The 25789-nt window shown below is 35.9% G+C and carries 26 protein-coding genes; 21 read left to right on the forward strand and 5 right to left on the reverse strand.

Annotated features, from left to right (window positions below):
• The first annotated feature begins 166 nt into the window (after positions 1 to 166).
• The 5 genes from ACEN33_RS07185 to ftsY all read left to right on the forward strand — a co-directional run bounded on the left by ACEN33_RS07185 (position 167) and on the right by ftsY (position 8241).
• Positions 167 to 1948 carry an oligopeptide ABC transporter substrate-binding protein gene (locus tag ACEN33_RS07185; RefSeq protein ID WP_407090247.1) on the forward strand — a complete coding sequence of 594 codons (1782 nt, stop codon included), beginning with the start codon at positions 167 to 169 and terminating at the stop codon, positions 1946 to 1948.
• A gap of 155 nt (positions 1949 to 2103) precedes the next feature.
• Positions 2104 to 2802, forward strand: a complete 699-nt coding sequence (rnc, locus tag ACEN33_RS07190) for a ribonuclease III (RefSeq protein ID WP_407090248.1) — start codon at positions 2104 to 2106, stop codon at positions 2800 to 2802.
• Entirely contained in the window at positions 2802 to 6365 is a 3564-nt protein-coding gene (gene smc / locus ACEN33_RS07195; protein ID WP_407090249.1) for a chromosome segregation protein SMC, read from the forward strand. Before rnc ends, smc begins: the two co-directional genes overlap by 1 nt.
• Before the next feature lie 11 nt (positions 6366 to 6376).
• Positions 6377 to 7180, forward strand: a complete 804-nt coding sequence (locus ACEN33_RS07200; protein WP_407090250.1) for a Cof-type HAD-IIB family hydrolase — start codon at positions 6377 to 6379, stop codon at positions 7178 to 7180.
• A 35-nt stretch (positions 7181 to 7215) separates the two neighbouring features.
• Positions 7216 to 8241 (forward strand): signal recognition particle-docking protein FtsY, encoded by a 1026-nt coding sequence (gene ftsY, locus ACEN33_RS07205; protein ID WP_407090251.1) that lies wholly within the window; start codon positions 7216 to 7218, stop codon positions 8239 to 8241.
• 59 nt (positions 8242 to 8300) lie between these two features.
• On the opposite strand, the gene ACEN33_RS07210 is transcribed toward ftsY, so the two are convergent.
• From ACEN33_RS07210 to ACEN33_RS07225, 4 genes are read right to left on the reverse strand one after another with little or no spacing between them, the layout of a single operon-like run.
• A complete protein-coding gene (locus tag ACEN33_RS07210) occupies positions 8301 to 9164 on the reverse strand; it encodes a metal ABC transporter permease (RefSeq protein ID WP_407090252.1) in 864 nt (287 codons plus the stop codon).
• Positions 9161 to 10042: a metal ABC transporter permease gene (locus ACEN33_RS07215; protein ID WP_407090253.1), complete on the reverse strand. Its 882-nt coding sequence runs from the start codon at positions 10040 to 10042 to the stop codon at positions 9161 to 9163. Before ACEN33_RS07215 ends, ACEN33_RS07210 begins: the two co-directional genes overlap by 4 nt.
• Positions 10035 to 10820 (reverse strand): metal ABC transporter ATP-binding protein, encoded by a 786-nt coding sequence (locus tag ACEN33_RS07220; protein WP_138405385.1) that lies wholly within the window; start codon positions 10818 to 10820, stop codon positions 10035 to 10037. The genes ACEN33_RS07215 and ACEN33_RS07220 overlap by 8 nt, the downstream gene beginning before the upstream one ends.
• A gap of 25 nt (positions 10821 to 10845) precedes the next feature.
• Positions 10846 to 11778, reverse strand: a complete 933-nt coding sequence (locus ACEN33_RS07225) for a metal ABC transporter solute-binding protein, Zn/Mn family (RefSeq protein WP_407090254.1) — start codon at positions 11776 to 11778, stop codon at positions 10846 to 10848.
• Positions 11779 to 11937: 159 nt separating this feature from the next.
• Here ACEN33_RS07225 and ACEN33_RS07230 point away from each other — a divergent pair, with 159 nt between their 5' ends.
• The 12 genes from ACEN33_RS07230 (at position 11938) to rplS (ending at position 20378) form a co-directional block, all read left to right on the forward strand.
• Positions 11938 to 12303, forward strand: a complete 366-nt coding sequence (locus tag ACEN33_RS07230; RefSeq protein WP_197104849.1) for a metal-dependent transcriptional regulator — start codon at positions 11938 to 11940, stop codon at positions 12301 to 12303.
• Between the two features lie 9 nt (positions 12304 to 12312).
• Complete coding sequence (gene ylxM, locus ACEN33_RS07235; protein ID WP_407090255.1) at positions 12313 to 12636, forward strand: YlxM family DNA-binding protein; 324 nt, start codon at positions 12313 to 12315, stop codon at positions 12634 to 12636.
• 19 nt (positions 12637 to 12655) lie between these two features.
• On the forward strand, positions 12656 to 14143 hold the full coding sequence (gene ffh, locus ACEN33_RS07240) for a signal recognition particle protein (protein ID WP_407090256.1): 1488 nt from the start codon (positions 12656 to 12658) through the stop codon (positions 14141 to 14143).
• A gap of 192 nt (positions 14144 to 14335) precedes the next feature.
• Positions 14336 to 14608, forward strand: a complete 273-nt coding sequence (gene rpsP / locus ACEN33_RS07245) for a 30S ribosomal protein S16 (RefSeq protein WP_407090257.1) — start codon at positions 14336 to 14338, stop codon at positions 14606 to 14608.
• 43 nt (positions 14609 to 14651) lie between these two features.
• A complete protein-coding gene (locus ACEN33_RS07250; protein WP_407090258.1) occupies positions 14652 to 14903 on the forward strand; it encodes a KH domain-containing protein in 252 nt (83 codons plus the stop codon).
• A 138-nt stretch (positions 14904 to 15041) separates the two neighbouring features.
• Complete coding sequence (gene rimM, locus ACEN33_RS07255; RefSeq protein ID WP_407090259.1) at positions 15042 to 15569, forward strand: ribosome maturation factor RimM; 528 nt, start codon at positions 15042 to 15044, stop codon at positions 15567 to 15569.
• Complete coding sequence (gene trmD / locus ACEN33_RS07260; RefSeq protein ID WP_407090269.1) at positions 15559 to 16278, forward strand: tRNA (guanosine(37)-N1)-methyltransferase TrmD; 720 nt, start codon at positions 15559 to 15561, stop codon at positions 16276 to 16278. Before rimM ends, trmD begins: the two co-directional genes overlap by 11 nt.
• A 151-nt stretch (positions 16279 to 16429) precedes the next feature.
• The gene (locus tag ACEN33_RS07265; RefSeq protein ID WP_407090260.1) at positions 16430 to 17665 is read left to right on the forward strand and encodes a betaine/proline/choline family ABC transporter ATP-binding protein; all 1236 of its coding nucleotides are present in this window, start codon (positions 16430 to 16432) and stop codon (positions 17663 to 17665) included.
• Positions 17662 to 18294 (forward strand): ABC transporter permease, encoded by a 633-nt coding sequence (locus ACEN33_RS07270; RefSeq protein ID WP_407090261.1) that lies wholly within the window; start codon positions 17662 to 17664, stop codon positions 18292 to 18294. The genes ACEN33_RS07265 and ACEN33_RS07270 overlap by 4 nt, the downstream gene beginning before the upstream one ends.
• 10 nt (positions 18295 to 18304) lie before the next feature.
• Entirely contained in the window at positions 18305 to 19234 is a 930-nt protein-coding gene (locus ACEN33_RS07275) for an osmoprotectant ABC transporter substrate-binding protein (protein ID WP_407090262.1), read from the forward strand.
• On the forward strand, positions 19234 to 19887 hold the full coding sequence (locus tag ACEN33_RS07280; protein WP_338489126.1) for an ABC transporter permease: 654 nt from the start codon (positions 19234 to 19236) through the stop codon (positions 19885 to 19887). Before ACEN33_RS07275 ends, ACEN33_RS07280 begins: the two co-directional genes overlap by 1 nt.
• Positions 19888 to 20024: 137 nt before the next feature.
• Positions 20025 to 20378, forward strand: a complete 354-nt coding sequence (rplS, locus tag ACEN33_RS07285; RefSeq protein ID WP_138405506.1) for a 50S ribosomal protein L19 — start codon at positions 20025 to 20027, stop codon at positions 20376 to 20378.
• 147 nt (positions 20379 to 20525) lie between these two features.
• Here rplS and ACEN33_RS07290 read toward each other — a convergent pair whose 3' ends face one another.
• Positions 20526 to 20708, reverse strand: coding sequence for a hypothetical protein (locus tag ACEN33_RS07290; RefSeq protein WP_407094803.1), 183 nt, complete (start codon positions 20706 to 20708; stop codon positions 20526 to 20528).
• A 1082-nt stretch (positions 20709 to 21790) separates the two neighbouring features.
• On the opposite strand from ACEN33_RS07290, the gene ACEN33_RS07295 reads away from it, so the two are divergent.
• The 4 genes from ACEN33_RS07295 to ACEN33_RS07310 all read left to right on the forward strand — a co-directional run bounded on the left by ACEN33_RS07295 (position 21791) and on the right by ACEN33_RS07310 (position 25310).
• Positions 21791 to 22771 (forward strand): tRNA dihydrouridine synthase, encoded by a 981-nt coding sequence (locus ACEN33_RS07295; protein WP_407090264.1) that lies wholly within the window; start codon positions 21791 to 21793, stop codon positions 22769 to 22771.
• Positions 22772 to 22838: 67 nt separating this feature from the next.
• Positions 22839 to 23867 carry a YeiH family protein gene (locus ACEN33_RS07300; protein WP_407090265.1) on the forward strand — a complete coding sequence of 343 codons (1029 nt, stop codon included), beginning with the start codon at positions 22839 to 22841 and terminating at the stop codon, positions 23865 to 23867.
• Positions 23868 to 23946: 79 nt separating this feature from the next.
• A complete protein-coding gene (locus tag ACEN33_RS07305; RefSeq protein WP_407090266.1) occupies positions 23947 to 24390 on the forward strand; it encodes a hypothetical protein in 444 nt (147 codons plus the stop codon).
• Between the two features lie 11 nt (positions 24391 to 24401).
• The gene (locus ACEN33_RS07310) at positions 24402 to 25310 is read left to right on the forward strand and encodes a YitT family protein (RefSeq protein ID WP_407090267.1); all 909 of its coding nucleotides are present in this window, start codon (positions 24402 to 24404) and stop codon (positions 25308 to 25310) included.
• The last annotated feature ends 479 nt before the right edge of the window (positions 25311 to 25789 follow it).

A 25789-nucleotide genomic window follows, 5' to 3' on the forward strand; every position in this document is an offset into this window, starting at 1 on the left:
GTGAATTAACCATATCAGAAAGGGGGTCTTTTTTCATCACCTAATGGGTGATGAAGCAGATTACTTTAAAGACTATTAAATCAATGTTAGGAAAGACTATTAGTAAAACTATGAATTATTCAGGATATTATATATAAATAAGAATTACTAATTGGAGGTTAGTTTTATGAAAAAATCTTTTAAAAAGTCATTTGCACTAGCAACAACGGCCCTTACTTTATCAACTGTATTTGCAGCTCCAGCTGCTAACCTAGTTCACGCACAAGAAGAAGGCGAAGGAGATGTTTTAGATTTCTCTCCTACTGCTGTAAACGAAGGTGAACCCATCGAAGGTGGAACTTTACGTTATGCCTTAGTATCTGATACAACTTTCGCTGGTGTTTTAAATAACATGTTATATCAAGGACAACCAGATTCATCTATTATTGGTTTTATTAACCCTGGTTTATATGGATACGATGAGAACTTTGCAATTGATAACTCAGGTTTCGCTGATGTAGAGTTTGATCAAGAAAACAAACAAGTGACAATTACAATTCCAGAAGGAACAACTTGGCATGATGGTGAAGAAGTCACAATTGATGATGTCATCTTCCCTTATTATGTTATCGGTAACCCAGAATATACGGGTATCCGTTACGGAACTGACTTCCAAAACGTTGTAGGTATGGAAGAATATCACAACGGAGATGCTGAAGAAATTTCAGGATTAGAACGTGTGGATGACTACACCTTAACAGTTACATATCACAACTTTAATAACTCATTATTACAAGCTGGTGGGGGTGTTTCTAGTTATATCGAACCTGAACACTTATTAGGTGAAGTACCAGTAGCTGAATTAGAAGATAGTGAATATGTTCGTACGAATCCAGTTGGATTTGGTCCATTCCAAATCGAATCGATTACACCAGGTGAGTCAGTAACATTCTCTGCTTTTGATGATTACTTTGATGGTCGTCCTAACATTGATGAAGTTATTCTTGAAGTTGTTAACCCAACAACAATTGTTTCAGAATTAAAAGCTGGTAACTATGATATCGCATCATTACCATCAGACCAATATGATACATATTCAGATGCAACTAACTTCCAAAGTGTAGGATTCTTAGAAAACGCTTATACTTATCTTGGATTCAAACAAGGAACTTGGGATGCTGAAGCAGGGGAAGTAGTAACCGATTCAGAACGTATAACAACAAATAAAGCATTACGTCAAGCAATGGCATATGCAATCGATAATGATGCTATCGCAACTAATTTCTATTATGGTTTACGTCAAAATGCGAATACATTAATCACACCTAACTTTACCGATTACCATAATGCAGATCAAGAAGGATATAATTATGATCCTGAGCAAGCAGCTCAAATATTGGCCGATGCTGGTTTCGTAGATAACGATGGAGACGGCTTTGTTGAAGATCCAGATGGAGAAGCATTCACTCTAGGTTTCGCTTCAATGTCAGGTGGAGAAACAGCAGAACCAATCGCACAGTACTACATCCAAGCATGGGGTGAAGTTGGAATTAATGTTGAATTAGTTGATGGACAATTAATGGAATTCAACTCATTCTACGAGCGTCTTGAAGCAGATGATCCAGCCATCGATGTTTACCAAGGAGCTTGGGGAACTGGTGGAGATCCAAACCCAACTGGCTTTTATGGTCGTACAGCTGCATTCAACTATACTCGTTGGGCAACTGAAGAGAACGATGAATTATTAGCAGCGATTGAATCAGATGAATCATTCGACGAAGAGTTCCGTCAACAAGCATTCTATGACTGGCAAGCGTATGCAATGGAAGAATTACCAGTAATCCCAACATTATTCCGTTATTCTTTAACAGCTGTTAATAACCGTGTAAGTAATTGGGAAACTGCAATCGGATCAGACTTAAAATGGTCAGATATCTACCTGTTAGCTGAAGAGCCAATTGCTGAATAATTATTAAGCCTATAAATTAAATTCCTTTCTGAAAAGAACCTCTTCGGAGGTTCTTTTTTACGTCTATGATGGTATACATTGAGCTTTCATGATAGAATAAGTGTTGCATTGTGAGCTACCAACATTGGTAGAAAGAAAGTAAATAGGAGGATGCTATGAGTTTATTAATAAAACATTTAGAAAATATATTAGGCATAGACATAGAAGATGAAGCGTTATTTAAACGTGCTTTTATGCATAAATCTTATGTCAATGAACAAAAACATCACTTGTTAGAATCGAATGAACGCTTAGAATTTCTTGGCGATGCGGTGTTAGAAATTATTGTGAGTGATTACTTATATAATTTTTATCCAGAAGAACCTGAGGGAACTTTGTCTCGTACTCGTGCGCAATTAGTTCGTGAACCAAGTTTAGCCCTGTTAGCAAGAAAAAACGACTTTCATGAGTACATTCAACTTGGTAAAGGCGAGTCTGCAAGTGGTGGTAATCATCGAGATTCAATCTTAGCGGATTGTTTTGAGGCCTTTCTAGGTGCAACATATTTGGAACAAGGTATAGACGTTGTAACTAACTTTTTAAACAAGCAATTGTTATTAAATCACCAAGATATTCTTAAACAAGTGAATTTAGATTACAAGACACTTTTCCAAGAAAAAGCTCAAACACATGGAACAGTCTTAATTGAATACCGCTTAATTTCTAAAAAAGGACCCGATCATAATCAAATATTTGAGATGGGCTTATTTGTAGATGACAAATTAATTAGCCGAGGTAAAGGGAACAGTAAAAAACAAGCTGAAATTCAAGCGGCGAAAATTGCTTACCAACATTTAATTGGAGAGGTTTCATAATGTATCTTAGTAGAGTAGAGATGACAGGCTTTAAGTCCTTCGCTGACAAAACAGTTATTGAATTTAATGAAGGAATGACCGCTGTCGTAGGTCCTAACGGAAGTGGTAAAAGCAATCTTTCGGAAGCGATTAGATGGGTATTAGGCGAGCAATCAGCTAAAAGTTTACGTGGGAATCGAATGGAAGATGTTATCTTTAATGGAACACAAGCGCGTAAGCCAGTGAATATTGCAAAAGTGACTTTAGTTTTAAACAACGAGGATCGATATTTGGATTATGATTTTAGTGAAATAAGTATTACTCGCAGTTATAATCGAAATGGTGATAGTCAATACTTAATAAACAATGAACAAGTTAGATTAAGGGATATCGTAGATTTACTTTTAGATTCAGGGTTAGGAAAGAACAGTTTTTCAATTATTTCCCAAGGACAAGTTGAGCAAATATTTTTAAGTAAGCCTGAAGAACGACGGACGATATTTGAAGAAGCTGCAGGTGTTCAAAAGTACCAATACCGTAAGACTGAAGCTGAGAGACGCTTAGATAAATCGAGTGATAACTTAAGCCGGGTTAAAGACATTATTCATGAACTCGAATTACAATTGAATCCTTTAAGAAAACAAAGAGAGACGGCGCTTCTTTATACGAGTAAGAAAGAAGAATTAAAAGAGCTAGAAGTTTCTCTATACACCCAACAAATCGAAGATTATCAAACAGGGTGGGAAGAACTTGAGGAACAATTAAAGAATATCGATATAACCATAAATAATTTAATCACGCAAAATGATACACTAAGTACCGAAATCGATGCATCTAAAAACAAACAAAATCTATTAATCAATGCAATTGATCAAAATTCGGATACATATCAAAAATTAACGTCTCAAATTGAAAAATTAAAAGCGCAACAACAGATGATTGAAAAAGATATTCAATATAGTGAAACAGAACAAGCAGATAAAGCTAATATTTATGAAGAACAAGTGGCTGAAAAGACAAGACTTGACCAAGACATCACGGAATATACAAAGCAATTACAAACCTTTGAGACAGATTTGAAAGCACTAATGACAGACCTAAAAGCAGTCAATAAAGATATCCAAATATCTCAAGGATTGAATGCGAATCAACAAGACGAATTACGTAATGAAATGTTGGAGTATTATCAATTAGAAGCCAAGTCAAACAATGAAATTCAACAGCAGAAAACAGTCTTAGAAAGACAAAGAGCACGTAAAGACCAAGCTGTTGAGAAAATGAACAGTACTAGTAAAGAACTTAAAAAGCTTGAAATGGAAGCCAAAGAAGCTGAAGAAGAACTTGAGGCATTCACGGGTAGCCAGAGTGAACAAAGAACTTTGTTACAAGAATTAACAGAGAATAATGAAAAACTCTCAAATCAACGAGATGAGTTAAGACAATTGCTCTTTAACCAAGAAAGACAAACTCAAACCATTGAAACCCGTTTAAATTCACTGAAACAAATGCATGATAATTATACGGGCTACTATGCTGGCGTGCGTGCGGTTATGCAACAAGCGCAACGCTTAAATGGTATCGAGGGAACGGTTGCGGATTTATTAAATGTAAAAGAAACGTATCAATTAGCAATCGATACAGCTTTAGGTGGATCGATGCAACACATCGTTGTAGCAAATGACCAAGCGGCACGTGAAGCAGTGAATTACTTAAAGCAACAAAGAGCAGGACGAGCAACTTTCTTACCACGACCAAACATTAAGCCACGTCAAATTCAAAGTTTTAAACTTTTTCAAGCGCAAGAAATGCAAGGTTTTATCGCCGTTGCTTCAGAATTAGTCAGTTATGATGCGAAAAACGAGAATATTGTCCAGAACTTATTAGGAAATACCATTGTTGCTCAAACTTTAGTAGATGCGCAAAGTATTGCGAGAGCTTTAGGGCATTCAGTAAAGATCGTAACACTCGAAGGTGACGTGTTAATGCCAGGTGGATCACTCACCGGGGGGCAACAAAAGCAAAGACAACAATCGATGCTATCGCGCCAAAATGAAATTAAACAAGCAAGCGAAGCCTATGAGAAACATCGAGAACAACTTAAAAATATTGAACTAGATTGGGAAAAAGTTTCAAAAGAGTTAGCGAACAATGAACAACAATTGAAAGAACAACGTCAACAAGTAAATCAAACAGAAGGTATCTACCAACGTTTATTCCAATCGAGTCAAAACGCTAAACAAGCATATAAACAAGCTAATAATCAAATGATTATTTTAAAAGATTCAATACGTGAATTCGACGAAGAACTTGATGAAGCGAGAATCACAATCGAACAAGCGGAACAAAATCTTGTGAAAGCAAAATCTTCGATTGAAGAATTAAATCGGATATTAGAACAACATAACCTAGATGAAGACGCCCGTCAGAAGAAATTAGCTGAGTTAGAAGAATTTAGACAGGACAAATCAACGAAAAAAGCGGTTATGGACGTTGAGATTAAACAATTAAAACAAACTTTATCAGATTTAAAGAATCAATATGAGGTAGTTAATAATTGGATTACAAATTATGAGTCGAGTAAGACATTTGGACTGTCGTCGATTGAAGAGCTCCAAGAAAAACTGGAGGAAACTTTAGACGACATTGCTAAATTAGAAAAAGAAAGCGAAAGTCTACAAAAACAAATTCAAGCCGACCGTCAAAATCGCCAAGATTTAAGTGAAACGATTAATGAAAAAGAAAGTTTACTCAATAAATCTCAAGCAAAGAGTCAACGTAGTTTCCAAACACAAGCAAAACTACAAGCCCAGATTGAAAAAAATCAAGCCTTAATTGATAATCATTTGAATCATTTAAATCAAGAATATCAATTGACCTTCGAGATGGCAAAGAAAATTGCTAAACCGATTGAATCAACAGCTGAAATCAATAAAGTAGTTAAGGAATTACGTCAGTTCATCAATAAATTAGGACCGATTAATCTTCAAGCAATTGAAGACTATGATGAGTTAAATGAACGTTATGAGTTATTAGTGGAACAAGAAGAAGATTTATTAACAGCTATGGGTCAACTGAAAGATACAATGGATGAGATGGATGTTGAGGTTACTCGACGATTTAGCGCAACATTCAAACTCATTAATGAGAAATTCCAACAAACTTTCCGAAGATTATTTGGTGGAGGTGAAGCCTCACTCGAGTTGACGAACCCCAAAGATGTCCTAACAACAGGTGTAGACATCGTTGCACAACCACCCGGTAAGAAGAAACAAAATCTGGCCTTATTATCTGGTGGGGAACGTGCGCTAACAGCCATAGCCTTGTTATTCGCTATTCTGGAAGTAAAACCTGTACCATTTGTTATATTGGATGAGGTAGAGGCAGCTTTAGATGATGCGAACGTGTACCGCTACGGAGAATATATTAAAGAATTTAGAGAACAAACTCAATTCATCGTCATTACACATAGAAAAGGAACGATGGAGAGTGCGGACCGGCTATACGGTGTTACGATGGAACGATCAGGTATTTCGAAATTAGCCTCAGTTAAATTAAGTGAAGCGGAAGAAGCTTTATCAGAATAAAGGAGTTATCAATGATAAAATTAATTGCCATAGATTTAGATGGAACGTTACTTAGAACAGATAAATCTTTATCAGAAGAGAACATCAATGCTATACATTACGCCCAGTCAAAAGATATTAAAGTCGTTTTATGTACAGGGAGACCATACTTAGCGATGAAAGACTTTGCCGAGAATATTGGTTTCGATGGCGACGATGAGTATTTAGTCGTATTTAACGGAAGCCAAGTGATTAAAGCGAACACTGGAGAAGTTGTCGTTAATGATGTTGTTGAAACGAGCGATTTAGAGCGTTGGTATGAAGAAACGGAACGTTTAAATTTACCATTAAATCCCATTGATTCTGAATGGGTGTATGATCCAATTGAATATCCAGATGGGAAAGAGTCAGCTTATACAACGCCAGCACCAAGAAAAACTGTTAGATATCATGACTTTGAAGCAGATCATACATTTAACAAGTTTGTTATTTGTACAGTTGAAGATTACTTAAATGAGCAACTACCTAAAATCAATAAAGACTTATTGGAAGAATATCAAACTGTCTTATCACATCCTTATCAATTAGAAATTGGTAAGATCAATGTTAATAAAGGGAATGCGTTAAAGAAATTAGGTAAACAATTAAATATCAAACCGGAAGAAATGATGACCATTGGTGACCAAAATAATGATCAGACGATGATTGATATGGCTGGTTACGGGGTAGCGATGGGCAATGCTGTTCAAGAGATAAAAGACAGTGCTTCATATATCACAGATACAAATGATAATGACGGTGTTGCGAAAGCAATCCATCATTTTATTAAGCAATAGAAGTGTTATAATATAAGCAAATAAGGAGTGAGATTATGGGTATTTTTGATCGTATAAAACGTGCTTTTACCGGTGAAGACCAGGTTGTTAAAGAAGAACTGAAAGAAAAAGACACCGAGATTGTTTTTGATAAGTATGACAAGGGTATGGAAAAGACACGTAAAAACTTTTCCGAAAAAATTGCGGACTTGTTTACAAGTTTCAGAGAAATTGATGAGGATTTCTATGAAGATTTAGAAGAGGCCTTTATTGGTGCAGATGTTGGTTTCAATATGACAATTGCCTTAACGGATGCTATCCGCGATGCGATTGAAGAAGAGAATGTCAGTCGTCCTGAGGATGTTAAACGTGTAGTTTTAGAACAGATGGTGAACATTTATGAGAAGAATGAAACAGGAACGGTCGCAATTAAAGAAAACCCTGATGGACCAACCGTTATTCTATTTGTAGGGGTAAACGGCGTTGGTAAGACAACTTCTGTAGGTAAAATTGGTTATAACTTAAAACAAGAAGGCAAAAAAGTTATTATGGCCGCAGGAGATACTTTCCGTGCAGGTGCCATTGAACAGTTAAATGTTTGGGGAGAGCGATTAGATATTCCAGTTGTAACTGGAAAAGCCAATAGCGATCCAGCTTCAGTCGTTTTTGATGCAGTGAAACGAGCGAACGAAGAAAATTACGATTACTTACTCGTAGATACTGCCGGAAGATTACAAACTAAAGCGAACTTAATGGAAGAATTAGCAAAAATGAAACGAATAATTGAACGCGAGAATCCAAATGGTGTTCAAGAAGTGTTCTTAGTCTTGGATGCGACGACAGGTCAAAATGCACTCATTCAAGCGAAACAATTTAATGAAGCAACCGAAATTACCGGCTTAGTTTTAACGAAATTAGATGGAACGGCAAAAGGTGGGGTTGTTCTTTCGATTCGTTATGATTTAGATATACCGGTTAAATATATTGGATTAGGTGAGCAAGCCACTGACTTACAACAATTTGATCCTGAGCAATATATGTATAATTTAGTTCGTGATGTGATTGAAGATAAGCAAGCTTAATAAAATATCCGTGAGGTCAAAAATCGACTTCACGGATATTTTTGTTTTCTATTATATAGTTATTTAAGTGCCAATTTCTGCTGTCTGAGTTTAGGAAGAATAATATTTGTTCCTAAAAACACGAGTAAAAAGACTACAAAACCTGTGACAGCAACCATGCTTGATATCGAAGTATCGAGATAAATCCCAATATAATAACCAAGAACGGAATTAAGTATAGCAATAAAAGCTGAACCGATTAATAAAGTGCTAAATTTATTCGTAAAACATCTAGCGGTCATCCCAGGCGCTGCCATTAAGGCAATGACTAGAATAGACCCAACACTTTCAAAGGAAGTGACTGCCGTCAGCGAAACTAAAGTCATCAATACTAAGTCGAGTGCAGCAACATTAATTCCAATAGTTCGAGCAAAGGTTTCATCAAACAAACGAATCTTCAATGGATTATAGAAAATAAAGATAAAAGCCAAATTAATGAATAAAATAATCAAACCAATAAAGAATGCCTGTGGCATTTGAATTGAGAATATTTCAACTTGGCGTAATGGTGCCAGTTCGACTTGACCTAAAAGGACCATATCAATGTCTAAATGCACATTTGTATAATATTTGGAGATGATAATAACGGCAATTGAGAATAGTAAGGGGAACACCAAACCAATCGCTGCGTCGTTTTGCATTCGACCGGTCTTTGTCAATAAGTCAATTAAGATAACAGTAATGACACCGAACAAGGTTGCACCGATAATTAAATAGGGCGAAGACAAATCTTCCGTAAAGTAAAATGCAATCACAATCCCTAATAAAATTGTATGTGATATGGCGTCGGCTACCATTAAACTCGAACGCATCAACAATAGAGAACCCAATAGACTACAAGCTAAAGCAACAACAATTAAAATTAATAAAATTTGAATCATCATGACACTACACCTCTTTTACGTAAAACATAAGAGCCTAGCAAGCCTTTAGGCCCGATGAAGACAGATACTAAAGCGATACCTGACAATACAACTACAATGGTTGGTCCTGTCGCCAAATCAGAAATATTTGTACTAAGTAAAGTCCCCATAAAACCAGCAAATAAGCCAAAAAAGCCTGATAAAAAGATAGTTTTAGGATAGTTATTTGTCCATTGCATTGCCCCAACGACGGGAGCGACTAACATGCTACTAATTAACTTTGTCCCAACAGCTTGTAAACCAATGACAATGGCTAATAAACTTAACGTTAATAAGATATAATTGATAAATTTCGTATTAATGGCAATGGTTTCAGCAAAAGTTTTATCGAACAAATATATTTTAATCTTTGGATAATAAAGCCAAAATATAAGGGCGATGATAACAGCAACAATCAAAATAACATTCACATCAAATTGCGTTAAAAAAGCGGCTTGTCCCATAATATAATTATTCAAACCAGAGAAATTCACTGATTGGAATTTGGGATTCGTTTGTACAATTCGGTAAAGCATTAAACCTAAGCTGAAAAAGGACGAAAGTACAAGTGCCAGGACACTTTCATAAGCAAAATGGCTATATTTGTGAATCCAGTTAATTAGAACATAGGCTATATAACCAACAACAATGGCACCTAACAGTAACACGAGAGAATTTCTCGTTTGAAATAACATAAAAGCAATAATTACTCCAGGGTATACTGAATGCCCAATCGCATCACCCAATTGACTTTGGCCTTCTAAGACAATCGTAGTACCGATAATACCTGATGCGAAGCCGAGTGCCATGGTTCCAAGTGCGACAACCCAGAAGAAATAATCAAAAGAGATATCAAACATGTTGATCAGCTCCTAGAATATGTAAGCCCGCTTGATTTGAACTCGGTTCAACATTATTTTGCTGAGACTGATTTAAATAAGCTTTATCAATATTTTCTCGCGTAAATACATCTACCGTTGGACCTGTTGCGATAACCTCTTTATTGAGGAACAACACATAATCAAAATTATCAGGCACTGAATTTAAGTCATGGTGAACAGTCAAACTAGTCTTTCCTGCGTCCTGAAATTCTTTTAATTGCGCCATAATAATGGCTTCAGATTTCATGTCGACACCAGCAAGCGGCTCATCAAAAAAATACAAATCAGCGTCTTGTGCAATGGCACGTGCAATAAAGACTCTTTGTTTTTGACCTCCAGATAATTGACTGATTTGACGATTCGAAAGATCAGTGAGTTCCATTGCTTCGAGTGCTTGAGAAACAACAATTTTTTGCTCTTCACTCACAGATTGAAAGCCCCAACGATTTGAGCTCACTCCCATCGTCACAACATCTTTGACAGTTGTTGGGAAATGCCAGTTAACTTCTGAAGTCTGGGGGACATAAGCGATTTTAGAGCGTGCTTGTTTCAATGTAAGGTCATTGAAAAAGCTTAGCTTATGTTGTTTAGCGGGTATTAAATTAAGAATGGCCTTTATAAAAGTTGATTTACCAGCACCATTCGGGCCGATGATAGCCATGCGAACATTTTCCGGAACTTGTAATGTAATATTGTTTAGGGCAAGAGTTTGTTGATATCTCACCGATAAGTTTTCGATCGTAATAATTGAATTCATATGAATCACTCCTTTTAAATTATAATTAACGAATTAAATGATCAACGATTAATGACACATTATGTTGATACATCTCAATGTAATTATCATTCGACTGACCAGTTGCAGCTAAAGAGTCTGAGAACAATTCTTGACCTTCACCACCCACAACGACAACCTCTGCATCCTGTTGGTTGACTCCTTCTTGAAGCTTTTCCATTGCTTGCGGGTTAGACGTTGTATCTAAGAATATGGCTGGCACATCGTTGTCGACAATAAACTTAACCGTTTTAATGATTGCGTCATTAGAGACTTCAGATTCAGTACTGATTCCTTGAGGAGCATATACTGTGAAGTCATAAGCCTGGGCAAAGTATGCAAAGGCATCGTGTGGAGTTACGAGAATGCGTTGTTCCACAGGTAATTCTGCAACTTTTTCATGGATCCGTTGATTTAAAGCATCTAATTCTTCTATATATCTTTCTGTATTTTCATTTACTAATTTTTTATACTCAGGGTAAATTTCAACTAAAGCTTGTTGAGTTGTTAGAACAGATTGTTTATATAAATCTATATCGAACCAATAATGCGGATCGACTTCTTGAGAATCCTCAGAAATTGAGATTAGCTGGTCATTATTAAACTCCGCTGTCACAGATCTTGTATGTGGCAGTGCATCTAAAACTTCTGCCATCTGTGCCTCAAAATGCAAACCATGAAATAACACGAGGTCAGATTCAGTAATGTCTTTTAAATTTCTAGCCGTTGCTGTATACGTATGCGGGTCACCACCAGCAGGGACAATTGAAACAACCTCAAACGTTTCTGGGGCGAGTTGTTCTACAATATCAACTAAAAAAGTCGTTGTGACTGTAATTTTTTCTTTATCTGCTTGAGCATGACCGATGGGCGTTACATAAGTGAATAACAAAATGATGACCATAAATAGAGTCATGATGTATTTAATATATTTTTTCATTTCAAACCTCCAAACACTAATTTTTAGGCGTGCCTAAGTGTTAATTGAATTATAATGTTAGGCGCGCCTAAAGTAAACCGAAAAGTTTAAATAAATTTGAGGCTAAAGGGAAAACATGGTAAAATTAGGATTGGCAAAAAAATCATTGGGGTGATGTCAATGTCACAGAGTCGCGAGGACTATGTAAAGTTTATATATGAACATGCAGGAGATGAATCCATCTCTAATAAAACAATCGCTGAGGGATTAGAGGTTTCTCCAGCCTCCGTGAGTGAAATGATTAATAAATTGGCTAAAGAAGGCCTAGTAATTAACGAACGCTACCGCGGTAGTGCATTAACACCAAAAGGTCATCTAATGGCTCAAGAAATGGTGAGAAAACACGAAATATGGGAATATTTCTTACAAAATAGGTTAGGATACACGAAAGAAGAAGTACACGAATTTGCTGAAGTATTGGAGCATGTAACACCCAAGGATTTAGCGGATCGATTAGCTATTTATATTGAGTATCCTGAAGAATAGGTGAATAGAATGTCGTTAGAAAAAACGATTTATATTGGTCAATTGTTCTCATTTTATAAAGCTCTGTTGACAGAGAAACAACAAGATATGTTGTCATTTTATTATGAAGAAGACTTATCTTTAAGTGAAATCGCCGAACATTTCGATATTAGTCGTCAAGGCGTTCATGATAATATTAAGCGTGGAGAGAAATCCTTGCTAGAATATGAAAAAACACTCCGTTTAAATGAGAAACGTGAAGAACGTATGCAATTATTAAATACATTGAGTGAGTTATTAACATACAAAGAAGCTCATTCAGTCATAGAAAAATTAATTCAAATAGAAGATTAAGAAATAGAGGGGTAATAATATGGCTTTTGAAGGACTTTCAGAGCGCCTACAAGGTGCGATTAGCCAGGTTAGTTCGGGAGGGACAATCACCGAAGCCGACCTGAAACAAATGATGCGTGAGATAAGACTTGCTTTACTTGAGGCCGATGTTAACTTTCAAGTAGTAAAAACATTCGTTAAGAGTGTGAATGAAAGAGCATTAGGTTCCGATGTATTAAAATCATTATCTCCAGCGCAACAAGTTTTAAAAATTGTTGATGAAGAATTAACAGCCTTAATGGGTGGGGAACTCGTTCCATTAAACTTCTCAGCGCAACCACCAACAGTTATTATGATGGCTGGTTTACAAGGTGCTGGTAAGACGACAACGGTAGGTAAATTAGCTAAATATATTTCTGAAAAAGAAAATAAAAAGCGCCCATTATTAGTTGCTGCCGACGTTTACCGTCCAGCAGCGATTGAACAATTACAAACCATTGGTCAACAATTAGGTTTTGGTGTTTATAGTGAAGGAACAGATGCGGATCCAGTAAGAATTGCTGAAGCAGCATTAAACCAAGCAAGACTACAAGGGAACGAAGTCGTTATCATTGATACGGCGGGTCGTTTACACGTCAACGAAGAATTAATGGCTGAATTACGTAATATTAAAGCAGTCGCAAATCCGCAAGAGATTTTACTAACTGTTGATGCTATGACCGGACAAGATGCGGTAAACGTTGCGCAATCTTTCAATGAGTCACTTGATATAACAGGGGTTGTCATTACAAAACTCGATGGTGATACTCGTGGTGGAGCGGCACTATCGATTCGTTCAATTACCGATAAACCAATTAAATTTACAGGTCAAGGTGAGAAATTAGACGCCTTAGAACCATTCTATCCAGACCGTATGTCGAGTCGTATCCTAGGTATGGGGGATATGATGACGCTGATTGAGAAAGCGCAACAAGATTTTGATGAAGACGAAGCTCAGAAAATGGCTGACAAAATCAAAGACGCATCCTTTGACTTTAATGATTTCATTGCTCAAATGGATCAAGTAAATAAAATGGGGTCGATCAAAGATATTATCAAGATGATTCCTGGTTTGAATAAATTGCCAGGTATGGACGAGTTTGATGTATCTGAGAAAGATATGGCACGTGTCAAAGCAATTGTGATGTCAATGACACCTCAAGAGCGTACAAACCCAGATATCATCTCACAAAGTCGTCGTAAAAGAATCGCTGCAGGTGCTGGACAAGATCTTCAAGCCGTTAACCAATTAATTAAGCAATTCAACCAAACACGTCAAATTATGAGTTCAGCTTCGAATGGTAAGATGGGTAACATGAAGAAAATGATGAATCAGATGAAGCAAAATGGTGGTGGAGGTATGCCAAATATACCAGGAATGCCACAAATGAATGATTCAGACTTTATGTCACCAGAACAAAAAGAAAAACAACAAAAAGAAAAAGAATTGCAACGTCGCTTGAAAAAAATGAAGAAAAAACGCCGTTAATCTCTAAATAAAGCTAAAGTTCACTTGGAAATAGTGAACTTTTTCTATTTTTTGAAATGTTAAACCGTATTATAGAAGCATTTATATAAAATATTTCAAAAAACTTCACCCTGTAAAGGAAAAACACTTTACAGGAGGGATGTTATCTGATAATATACTTAACTGTGAGATTAATTAATGGAGGTGACTTACATGGCAGTTAAAATTCGTATGAAACGTATGGGTTCTAAAAGAAGCCCATTCTACCGTATTGTAGTAGCGGACGCACGTGCTCCACGTGATGGACGTATTATTGAACAAATTGGAACTTATAATCCAGTTCAAGAACCAAAACAATTAGAAATCAACGAAGAGTTAGCGTTAAAATGGTTAAGTGATGGTGCTCAACCATCTGACACTGTTCGCAACTTATTATCTACTCAAGGAATCATGCAAAAATTCCACGAGTCAAAACAAGCGAAATAAGGCATGTTTGATAAGTTTAGTATCACAATAAAGGATGATAAAAATGCCAGATATTGAAGCTTTGATAAAAACAATTGTTGAACCACTTATTGACAATCCTAAAGAGTTTTCTGTCGATATTGTTGAAACAGAAGATTTTATAGAGTATCATCTTAATTTACATCCGGATGATATCGGACGTGTCATTGGCAGAAAAGGGCGTGTTGTGAGAGCAATACGTACAATCATTTATAGCATTCGTCAACGCGGTTCTAAAAGAGCGCGCATTGTCATTGCTGACGGTGATAGCGAATAAGATTTTAAGTGCTAAGTAGAGACAAATTAATTTGTTTCTACTTAGCACTTTTTGTTTGGTGAAAATTTATATATAATAAAAGTAGTAATGTAGCTTTAAGAGCAAAGTTATATAATGTAGTGTGAAAGGAAATAAACTATGGAATATTTTCGTATAGGAAGAATTGTAAATACATTTGGCATTCGAGGAGAAATTAAAGTTATAGCAGATACTGATTTTCCCGAAGAACGATTTGCTGCTGGCGAGGTTTTAACGATATTAGATAATGATCGTCCCGTTCAAAAAGTAACAGTCAAAAATGCTAAGTTAAGTAAAGGAACATATATTGTAAGTTTCGAAGAATTCAATAATATAAATGATGTCGAAAAGTTTAAAACGATGTGGTTAGCCATTAATCAAGACCAACAACAAGAGTTGGATGAACATGAGTTTTATTTTCATGAAATTATTGGTTTAAAAGTAATAACGATTGAAAAAGAAGAACTAGGTGTGATAAAAGACATCTTAAGTTTAGGTTCGAATGACGTATGGGTAATCAAACGTAACAAATCCAAATTACCAGATGCTTTGATTCCTTATATTGGAGACGTTGTGAAAGAGGTCAATGTTGATGAAGGGTACGTTGTAATTGAATTGATGGAAGGGTTAATTGACGATGAGAATTGATGTATTAACTTTATTTCCTGAGATGTTTGCTCCAATGGAACACTCGATAATGAAACAAGCACAACAGGAAGGTGTCTTATCATTTGAGACACACGACTTCCGTCGCAACCCGGTCAATAAGCATGGTCATGTAGACGATTATCCTTATGGTGGTGGAGCAGGTATGTTATTAAGAGTAGAGCCAATTGTAGATACATTAGAGGAACTGGAGATGACTGACAAGTCACGTGTTATTTTAATGGATCCAGCTGGAAAACCTTTTACCCAAGATTTGGCACAAGAGTGGTCACAAGAAGAACATTTAGTATTTATTTGTGGCCATTATGAAGGCTTTGATCACCGAGTTCGAGATTACATTACAGATGAAGTATCCATCGGAGATTATGTCTTAACAAATGGAGAACTTCCAACCATGGTCATGATAGATTCAACGGTTCGTCTCATTCCAGAAGTAGTTGGAAATGCCCATTCAATTGTAGAAGAGTCCCATCAAAGAAAACTACTAGAACATCCTCAATACACAAGGCCACGAGAATATAGAGGGAAAAGCGTCCCTGATGTGTTGCTTAGCGGGCATCATAGTAATATAGAATTATGGCAACAAAAGGAAGCAATTAGAAGAACCTATAATAATCGGCCTGATTTATTAGAGAAAGCTGAATTAACTGACCAAGAACGTGAATGGGTTAAAGAATTTGAACGTCAATAGGTTTAAATTTACTAAAAAAAATAAACTTAATATGTAATGAGAATCATCGACAAACGCGACAAATCAATCGAATTTAAACTGTATTTCTTGAGATTTTTTTATAATAATGGTATTGTGAAAACTGCGGAAAAACAAGGAGGAGAATAGAATTGTGATTGAATTCAAAAACGTTTCAAAACGTTACGCTAGTGACGTATTAGCTGTGGATGATTTTAACTTAAAGATTGAAGATGGAGAGTTTATTTGTTTCATAGGTACATCAGGATCGGGTAAAACAACTTCGATGCGAATGATTAACCGTATGATTGAACCTTCAGATGGTGAAATTTTAATCGATGGAAAAAATATTATGGATATGAACCCAGTTAAATTAAGAAGACAAATTGGGTATGTTATTCAAAACATTGGTCTAATGCCACATATGACAGTTAAAGAAAACCTTTTAATGGTACCAAAATTATTAAAATGGGATCAAGTCAAACTTGATGACACAGCCAAACGCATGATTAAACTAGCTGAATTACCAGAGGAGTTTCTTGATAGATATCCTTCAGAACTATCTGGGGGTCAACAACAACGTATCGGAGTCGTCAGAGCATTAGCTGCAGAACAAGATATCATTTTAATGGATGAGCCGTTTGGTGCGCTTGATCCATTAACTAGGGATACACTGCAAGTAATGGTTAAAGAATTACAAGAAGAATTAGGGAAGACCTTTGTCTTTGTAACGCATGATATGGATGAAGCGCTGAAGTTAGCGACACGTATTGTCATTATGAGTAAAGGGAAAATCGTACAGGTTGGGACTCCGGATGAGATTTTAAGTAATCCGGCGAATGAGTTTGTGGCTCAATTTATTGGGCAAGACCGTTTAATTCAAGCTCAACAAGATACAACTAAAGTTGGCGAGATTATGAGTAAACGCCATGTGGCGATGATTGAAGACAAATCACTTACGGATGCTTTAGAATTAATGAAAGAGCAATCTGTGGATACGCTTCTAATTACGGATGAGAATAATGTATTAAAAGGTTTTGTTGATATCCATATGATCCAAAGACATTTTAATACAGCAATTAACTTATCGGATATTATGAGCTCAGATATGTTCTCACTCAGAGAAGATGCTTTAGTACGTGAATCGGTTGATTTAATCTTAAAACGTGGGTACTCTTATGTTCCAATTGTGAATGACGAAGGTCATCTAAAAGGGATAGTAACACGTGCTACATTCGTAAACATCATCTATGATGCGATTTGGGGAGAATATGAAACATTAGAAGATGTTTCACCTGAGAATTCAGTAGAACATGTGGATGACATCGAAGGAGATGGCATTGTTATACCACCAGCTGCCAGTGAAAAAGATGGTGGGTATGTTCTATGATGACATTTCTTCAAGAAAATGGGAGTCAATTAGTTACTCTAATTTTTGAACATTTATCTATATCATTTATTTCCTTGTTATTGGGAATTATAGTTGCTGTACCACTAGGAGTTGTATTAACTCGAACACCTAAAGCAGCTGACTTTGTTATTGGGATTGCAAGTATCTTCCAAACGGTACCAACACTAGCCTTGCTAGCGTTAATGATTCCACTAATTGGGATTGGGCGTTTTCCAGCGATTATCGCATTGTTTATCTATTCTTTACTACCTATATTACGTAATACGTATATCGGAATGAACGATGTGAGCCCCACTGCAAAAGATGCGGCTAAAGGAATGGGAATGACTGCTTTTCAATCAATTATGAAGGTTGAGTTACCCTTAGCAATGCCTGTGATAATGGCTGGTATTCGCTTATCAGCCGTATATGTTATTGCTTGGACATCTTTAGCATCTTATATTGGTGCAGGTGGTTTAGGGGACTTTATCTTAAGTGGTATTTCTCTGTATCAATCAGATTTAATCTTTGCCGGAACAATCCCTGTGACAATTATGGCACTTTTAGCAGATTATCTATTAGGTAAAGTAGAGATATACTTTACGCCTGATGTCACTGCAGCGAAATAGGAGGATGAACATGATTAAGAATAAAACAAATAAAATAATAACATTAATCGCTTCAATATTCCTTCTTGCTGGATGTGCATTACCAGGCCTTGGTGGTGGATTCGGTACCGAAACGATAAAAATTGCAGGATTAGGTACAACTGAAAGCCAAATATTATCTTCGATGGTTCAACAATTAATTGAAGAAGAGACAGATTATAATGTTGAGCTAATTAGTAACTTAGGTACAGCAGTTGTAGGTCATCATGCGCTATTAAATGGTGATGCTGATGTGCTTGTACCGGCATATACAGGTACAGATATCGTTGCTATATTTGGAGAGAGTGCTTCTTATGATGCAGATGAAACGATGGAGTACCTACAAGAACGATTTGCAAATGAATTCGACCAAAAGTACTATGACACGATGGGATTTGAGAATACATATGCTTTTATGGTAACTGAAGAGTTTGCTCAAGAGAAAAATTTAGAAAAAGTCAGTGATTTGAAAGACATAGCTGGTGACTTGAGAGCAGGCTTCGACCAAACTTGGCTGATACGCGAGGGTGACGGTTATCCGGCTTTCCAAGAGGCATATGAGTTTTCATTTGGTGAAACTTATCCAATGCAAATTGGACTAGTTTATGATGCAGTTGCATCTGGAGATATGGATGTTGTTTTAGGCTATTCAACGGATGGGCGTATCTTGAGTAATAACCTTGTTGTCTTAGAGGATGACCTAGGATTTTTCCCTCCTTATGAAGGGTCAGTTAGAGCTACAGATGAAATCCTAGAGAGCAATCCAGAACTTGATGCTCTATTCGAAAGATTAGTTGGACAAATCGATACAGAGTTAATGCAACAATTAAACTTTGAAGCAGATGATAATCTTCTTGAGCCATCAGTTGTTGCACAACAGTTTTTAGAAGAGAATAATTACTTTAGAGAGGAGCAGCCATAATGGATAGTATGAATTTATTTGAACAGTTTATCTACTATTTCTCGATGAACGGATCATATGTACTGGAACAATTTTGGCGTCATTTCTTAATCTCTATCTATGGAGTATTATTCGCTTCAATTGTTGGTATTCCGATTGGAATTTGGATTGCCAACAATAGAAAGATGAGTACGTGGGTCCTAGGTGTGGCGAATGTATTACAAACCATTCCGTCACTAGCAATGATGTCGATTATAATGTTAGCGGTTGGTTTAGGAGTAAACACGGTTATCGTGACGATCTTCCTTTATTCGCTACTGCCAATTATCAAGAATACTTATACAGGTATGATTACTCTGGATGCAGATGTTCTGGATGCAGCGAAGGGGATTGGTATGACAAGTTGGCAACGACTTAAAGATGTTGAATTACCGTTATCAATGTCTGTGATTATGGCCGGTATTCGCAACGCTCTTGTAGTAGGGATTGGTATTACTGCGATTGGTGCTTTCATTGGTGCCGGTGGTTTAGGTGATATCATTATTCGCGGTACTAATGCAACAGACGGTGGAGCCATCATACTTGCTGGAGCGATACCAACGGCATTAATGGCTATATTAACGGACGTCATTCTTGGTTGGATTGAACGTCGTTTCTATAATCGTGTCGGATAAATAAAAAAAGTAAAAAACCCTTTACAAGTTTCTTATTTTAGGTATAATATTACAAGTGGCCATTGGGCCCCGAATTAACTATAATCCGCTAAGTAGAATGACTATTTAAGATTATTTGTTGGAAGGAGAAAGATAAAATGAGTATTAATCCAATTATTGCAAAAATTACTTCAGCTCAATTACGTAACGACATTCCTGATTTCCGTCCTGGAGATACAGTACGTGTTCATGCGTTAATCGTTGAGGGAGAACGTGAACGTGTTCAACTTTTTGAAGGATTAGTTATTAAACGTCGTGGACAAGGCATCTCTGAAACTTACACAGTTCGTAAGATTTCTAACGGTGTTGGTGTTGAACGTACATTCCCTGTACATACACCTCGCGTACAAAAAATCGAAGTACTACGTCAAGGTAAAGTACGTCGTGCTAAATTATACTACATCCGTAAATTATCTGGTAAAGCAGCTCGTATTCAAGAGCGCGTTAGATAACATTTCTGCTAAGAATGGCTTTAATAAGCTGTTCTTAGCTTTTTTATTTGTTCATTTTTTGTTTTGTATCTCATTAAAATTGAATTTAAGAGGTAGAGGCAAAATATTAAAAAGAAAAGAGCCCTCGAAGGCTCTTTTTAAATTGCTTTAATTTGAGTTAGAGTTTATTGATTCATCAGGCCTTCTTTCATTTACTAATGCATCATCTGTAATGATTGCTCCATATAATTGAAGGTACTGGCCATCCTCAACTTCAACAAAGGCATTATTTGTAATAGCTGACATCGAGGCAATCTCTGATTTATCTAAAGAATCATAGATTACATACATTGCAGTTTCTTCATCTTGGATGACTTCGTATTCTCCCGCAGGTATATCATAACCAACGAAATAAGTTCCAGGTCAGATAGTGTTGTCTTCAATGAATATAGGATCAACTTCATCCATAGCACGGCAAATGTTCCATCAAGTTTTAAATATTGATCGTCAACAACTTCAAAGTAAGAATGAGTCGTAATAGCAGAAAAATCAATAATATCTTCTTGATTCGCATCTGACGAAATCACATACATGCCATATTCAGCATCGGATATAATCCGATATATTCCTGCATCTAATGTAGAGCCAACTTTATACATACCAGGTTCGAGAACTGTTTAATAAGTACTTTGATCATAAAATTCTTTATCTTGAGCTTTAATAGGAGCGACGAATGATAATGAAAGGGTGGCAGCAAATAATAATATTTTTTTCAAAAAAATCATCTCCTTACTTATTCTTTCAAAGATATTTCAAATAACTTTGAATAGATCTGTTGATCATATAGATTTGCACGTATTTTTTCGTCATATGACAAGATTGTCACACGTATAAACACAAATAGCAGTGAGTAAGAGCCAACAATATTAATAAAAACAGAGAAAAGAGTGAAGTTATCAGTGGTAGTGGTTTCGACTGGAAAATATCCAGTTGTATCATAACTATAACTGGTAGAAATGTTATCGGCTAATATAAAGTCGCCTATAATGACTAAAATAAAAAAGACATTGTTAAGAATATTATAGGGTCTAATTTTTTCTTTGACGATTGAATCGAAATTGTCATCCATCCTATCAACTACCATTTTATATAATTAATCATTATTATTATATCAAATATATTTATAAAAAACTTAATTTAGTTCTGATTATCAAGCATTTAATCTAGACTTTTAGTACATCTTACGTTATGCTATGTTTTCCCAATTCATCAATCTTAATAATTTTCATGTATTTTAGTAAATGAACTAATCAAGCTATTTGAAATAAACTGGCTAAGAATGGCTTTGATGCTATTCTTAGCTTTTTTATTTGAATTTTATATAACTGACACAATGAAGAAAGAAATGACTTAAGAAAGGAATTGATAATAGTATGACTTCTAATTTTTGGCATGATTTACCTAAACCATTTTTTATCCTAGCACCTATGGAAGACGTGACGGATGTTGTTTTTCGCCATGTCGTTCAAAAAGCCGCAGAACCTGATGTATATTTTACGGAATTTACAAACTCTGAAAGTTACTGTCATCCTGATGGGATTGAAAGTGTTCGTGGCCGTTTAACTTTTACTGAAGATGAAGAGCCAATTGTTGCTCATATTTGGGGAGATCGTCCAGAGTACTTTGAACAAATGAGTATTGGTATGGCAGAAATGGGCTTTAGCGGCCTTGATATTAATATGGGTTGCCCAGCACCTAATGTGGTAAAACATGGGCGTGGTAGTGGCTTAATCAAGCGAGAAGACGTCGCTGCTGAGCTTATCCAAGCTGCAAAAGCAGGAGGTTTACCCGTAAGTGTTAAAACGCGTTTAGGTTATTTAAAAGTTGACGAGTGGAGAGGTTGGTTAACTCACTTGTTAAAACAAGATATTGTTAACTTATCGATTCACTTAAGAACTAAGAAAGAAATGAGTAAAGAAGACGCTCATTGGGAATTAATTCCTGACATTATGAAACTACGTGATGAAATTGCTCCAAACACATTGATTACGATTAATGGTGATATTCCAGATCGCCAAACAGGTTTGGAATTAGTAGAGAAATACGGTGTGGATGGTGTTATGATTGGACGTGGTGTCTTTAAAAATCCGTTTGCTTTTGAAGTAGAGAAAAAAGACCACAGTCCAAAAGAATTATTAGACTTATTAAGATTCCATCTAGACTTATTTGATCAATATAATGAAGATGGGCAACGTCATTTCAGACCTTTACGTCGCTACTTTAAGATTTATGTGCGCGAGTTTAAAGGAGCCAATGATTTGCGCATCCAATTAATGGAGACAAATACAACCGACGAAGCACGTCAGTCAATTGACCACTTCGAGAATAAATTTCTAACGTCGGATGTAATTTAATAAAGAGCTATAGAAATGCTATTAATTTCTATGGCTTCTTTTTATATATAGTAGATAGGAGATAATTATGCGTAAGAATTCAACAGTTATAAATGCTCTATATGGAATTGTAGTGACTTTGATATTAGCAGTTGTTTCAATAATGATTACCAATGTCTTGCCAAATGGGTATATTGGAGCCAGTGTAATGGCGATGTTAATCGGGATGGTTCTGCATCCGCTTGTAAAGAAGTTGTTACCATCCTTTACAGGAATAGATTTAGTTGCGAAACGATTGCTCAAAGTCTCCATCGTTCTAATGGGAGCGTCTTTAAGCTTGACTCAAGTTGTAGAGGTTGGGAAGTTCTCTCTAATAGTGATGGTATTTACTTTAGCTACCGCTTTTATATTTGGTAACTTGATAGGAAAGTGGTTTAATATGGACTGGAAATTATCTAACTTAATTTCCGTAGGAACAGGTGTGTGTGGTGGCAGTGCCATTGCTGCAGTTTCACCTATTATTAAAGCCAAAGATGAAGATATAGCTTATGCCTTATCAACGACATTTATTTTTGATATTTTAATGGTTATTTTATTCCCAATTGCGGGACAATTTTTCGGCATGACTGATTTAGGCTTTGGATTATGGGCAGGGACTGCAATTAACGATACTTCGTCGGTTGTTGCTGCAAGCTATGCCTTCTCAGAAGCGGCAGGAAATTATGCTGTGATTGTTAAATTAACTAGAACATTAGCCATCGTTCCAATTGTATTTATTTACTCGATTATTAATCAACGGATTGAACAAAAGGCCCGTCAAGATGATGAAAGTTCAGACGCAACATTTAAATTAACGAGAGTGATTCCTTGGTTTATTCTCTTCTTTTTAATTATGGTCATATTACGTTCTGTTGGCGTCATATCAGCTGAGTTTGGGTCCTCTTTATCATCGGTAAGTAAATTCTTTATGGTCATGAGTTTAGGAGCGATTGGTTTACGAACAAACTTTAAATCTGTCACTCAAAGTGGAATTTTACCTATGGTACATGGTTTTATTATTTCACTGTTAGTCGTAATTGTTTCTTTCGTAATTCAAGTGATATTAGGTCAAGTTTAAAAAGTGTAGGGTTTGTTCCTTAACTAATAAATGATATACTTAACTTGTTGTTGATTAATGAATTTATGGAGGGGAAATCATGTCTGTCATTCACACTAATTTTGAAAACAAACTTAATGAAATGAATATTCCGTTTAACAAGAAAGAAATCGAAAACGGACATATATTATATCGCTTTAATTTTCGTCTTACTACAGAACGTGCACTCGTTGTAGAGGTCATCATCCAAGCATCAAAAGATAAATACTCTGATGCTCAAATCATCTACCGTCATGTTCACTTACTAACGGATCGTAGTAAAGAAGCAGAGGCTTATGAATTACTTAACTCATTAAACGAGATGAAAACAGGTTACTATAGTCTTTACCTAGCTGGTGATGGAGAAGTTTTCCTTAAAACACTGTTAAGAACGGGTGAAGATGCTGAGCCATTATATCAAACATTGGTTATGGGTTCGGGAATTGCTAAAGGCTTACAAACAGATTTAGTAAATGTGCTAGGTGAATCAGGTAAAGCAATGTAAGGTGACCACAAATGATAAAAAAAGTTCTATCACAATATCCTGCGCTTAATATTTTAAGCCAATTTTTTATTATTTTATTTTCGGCTTTATGTTTTGCGGTATCACTGAATATGTTTCTAATTCCTGGGGACATTTATAGTGGGGGAGTTACTGGTATTTCTCAGTTGATTACCTATTCACTAAAGCAATTCACACCCTTTGGAAACATTATTCAGACAGGTACATTAAACTTCTTACTTAATATTCCATTATTGATATTAAGTTATATGAAGTTGGGACGTCGTTTTACCATTTTAACGGTAATCGTTGTAGCTATTATGACGGGTTTTACTTTAATCATTCCTGTCCAACAGGTATCTGCAAACCCGCTACTTAACGGAATCGTTGCTGGAGCTCTTAATGGGTTAGGCGGAGGATTAACGATCAAATTTGGTATGTCAGCAGGAGGAATTGATATTATTGCTCTTGTGATGAGCCGATTAGTACAAATAAACGTAGGGTCTTTATCACTACTTATTAATTCGGTTGTTATCGTTGGTGCAGGAATTTTATACTCTTGGGAATTTGCTTTATATACATTAATTTCAATGTATGTAACTTCTAGGGTAGTAAATTCAATTCATACAAACGAACAACGCTTAACTGCCTTTATCGTTACCGATAAAGAAGATGAAGTAGTCAAGTCAATTTATGGTCGTATCCATCGTGGAATTACGATTCTTGATGGACGTGGAGGCTACTCGAAAAAGACGCGCAATACGCTGATGATTGTTATTAACCGATATGAACTTTATGATTTAGAGATGGCAATAGGAGAAGCGGACATTCATGCCTTTGTTAATATTATTCAATCTACAAGAGTGAATGGAAACTATCTAAATCGAGACCAACAGAATAAACTAAATCAAATTAAAACGTAATAATTAAACACTAGTTATTAGAGATGACAGTCAATCCGCTTTAGGTTTTGATGCATACTTCATGACTAGTGTTTTTAAATTATAAATTTTTCATAAAATGAGAATAAAATGAATAATTAATGTTGACATTCTCATAATCATCCATTATTATGAAAATAACAAAAAAACTAAGAAGAGGGATTAATATGATATTGAGTATTATTAACAATCAAAATGATTTTCAAAATTCATTTAATAGCGTCGTCGTGGTCGTTTGATACGATCTATGACGGGGCCAATTGATTGTGCCTGCATAGATTTCTGAAATCTAATGCGGGTTATACTCAATATATACTTCTTAATAGGGGATTATTAACCTGAATAATTCATAGTTTTACTAATAGTCTTTCCTAACATTGATTTAATAGTCTTTAAAGTAATCTGCTTCATCACCCATTAGGTGATGAAAAAAGACCCCCTTTCTGATATGGTTAATTCAC

Origin of the sequence: Ruoffia sp. FAM 24228, from assembly GCF_045528575.1 — a bacterium.
GTDB classification, from domain to species: Bacteria; Bacillota; Bacilli; order Lactobacillales; family Aerococcaceae; genus Ruoffia; species Ruoffia halotolerans.

What these genes read in the sequence shown, in the direction of transcription:
- ACEN33_RS07185 (WP_407090247.1), top strand. Translation starts at nt 167, where the DNA reads ATGAAAAAATCTTTTAAAAAGTCATTTGCACTAGCAACAACGGCCCTT.
- ACEN33_RS07220 (WP_138405385.1), bottom strand. Translation starts at nt 10,820, where the DNA reads ATGAATTCAATTATTACGATCGAAAACTTATCGGTGAGATATCAACAA.
- rnc (WP_407090248.1), top strand. Translation starts at nt 2,104, where the DNA reads ATGAGTTTATTAATAAAACATTTAGAAAATATATTAGGCATAGACATA.
- smc (WP_407090249.1), top strand. Translation starts at nt 2,802, where the DNA reads ATGTATCTTAGTAGAGTAGAGATGACAGGCTTTAAGTCCTTCGCTGAC.
- ftsY (WP_407090251.1), top strand. Translation starts at nt 7,216, where the DNA reads ATGGGTATTTTTGATCGTATAAAACGTGCTTTTACCGGTGAAGACCAG.
- ACEN33_RS07215 (WP_407090253.1), bottom strand. Translation starts at nt 10,042, where the DNA reads ATGTTTGATATCTCTTTTGATTATTTCTTCTGGGTTGTCGCACTTGGA.
- ACEN33_RS07225 (WP_407090254.1), bottom strand. Translation starts at nt 11,778, where the DNA reads ATGAAAAAATATATTAAATACATCATGACTCTATTTATGGTCATCATT.
- ffh (WP_407090256.1), top strand. Translation starts at nt 12,656, where the DNA reads ATGGCTTTTGAAGGACTTTCAGAGCGCCTACAAGGTGCGATTAGCCAG.
- ylxM (WP_407090255.1), top strand. Translation starts at nt 12,313, where the DNA reads ATGTCGTTAGAAAAAACGATTTATATTGGTCAATTGTTCTCATTTTAT.
- rimM (WP_407090259.1), top strand. Translation starts at nt 15,042, where the DNA reads ATGGAATATTTTCGTATAGGAAGAATTGTAAATACATTTGGCATTCGA.
- ACEN33_RS07280 (WP_338489126.1), top strand. Translation starts at nt 19,234, where the DNA reads ATGGATAGTATGAATTTATTTGAACAGTTTATCTACTATTTCTCGATG.
- rplS (WP_138405506.1), top strand. Translation starts at nt 20,025, where the DNA reads ATGAGTATTAATCCAATTATTGCAAAAATTACTTCAGCTCAATTACGT.
- trmD (WP_407090269.1), top strand. Translation starts at nt 15,559, where the DNA reads ATGAGAATTGATGTATTAACTTTATTTCCTGAGATGTTTGCTCCAATG.
- ACEN33_RS07200 (WP_407090250.1), top strand. Translation starts at nt 6,377, where the DNA reads ATGATAAAATTAATTGCCATAGATTTAGATGGAACGTTACTTAGAACA.
- ACEN33_RS07230 (WP_197104849.1), top strand. Translation starts at nt 11,938, where the DNA reads ATGTCACAGAGTCGCGAGGACTATGTAAAGTTTATATATGAACATGCA.
- ACEN33_RS07295 (WP_407090264.1), top strand. Translation starts at nt 21,791, where the DNA reads ATGACTTCTAATTTTTGGCATGATTTACCTAAACCATTTTTTATCCTA.
- rpsP (WP_407090257.1), top strand. Translation starts at nt 14,336, where the DNA reads ATGGCAGTTAAAATTCGTATGAAACGTATGGGTTCTAAAAGAAGCCCA.
- ACEN33_RS07290 (WP_407094803.1), bottom strand. Translation starts at nt 20,708, where the DNA reads ATGTATGTAATCTATGATTCTTTAGATAAATCAGAGATTGCCTCGATG.
- ACEN33_RS07310 (WP_407090267.1), top strand. Translation starts at nt 24,402, where the DNA reads ATGATAAAAAAAGTTCTATCACAATATCCTGCGCTTAATATTTTAAGC.
- ACEN33_RS07275 (WP_407090262.1), top strand. Translation starts at nt 18,305, where the DNA reads ATGATTAAGAATAAAACAAATAAAATAATAACATTAATCGCTTCAATA.
- ACEN33_RS07305 (WP_407090266.1), top strand. Translation starts at nt 23,947, where the DNA reads ATGTCTGTCATTCACACTAATTTTGAAAACAAACTTAATGAAATGAAT.
- ACEN33_RS07300 (WP_407090265.1), top strand. Translation starts at nt 22,839, where the DNA reads ATGCGTAAGAATTCAACAGTTATAAATGCTCTATATGGAATTGTAGTG.
- ACEN33_RS07270 (WP_407090261.1), top strand. Translation starts at nt 17,662, where the DNA reads ATGATGACATTTCTTCAAGAAAATGGGAGTCAATTAGTTACTCTAATT.
- ACEN33_RS07250 (WP_407090258.1), top strand. Translation starts at nt 14,652, where the DNA reads ATGCCAGATATTGAAGCTTTGATAAAAACAATTGTTGAACCACTTATT.
- ACEN33_RS07210 (WP_407090252.1), bottom strand. Translation starts at nt 9,164, where the DNA reads ATGATGATTCAAATTTTATTAATTTTAATTGTTGTTGCTTTAGCTTGT.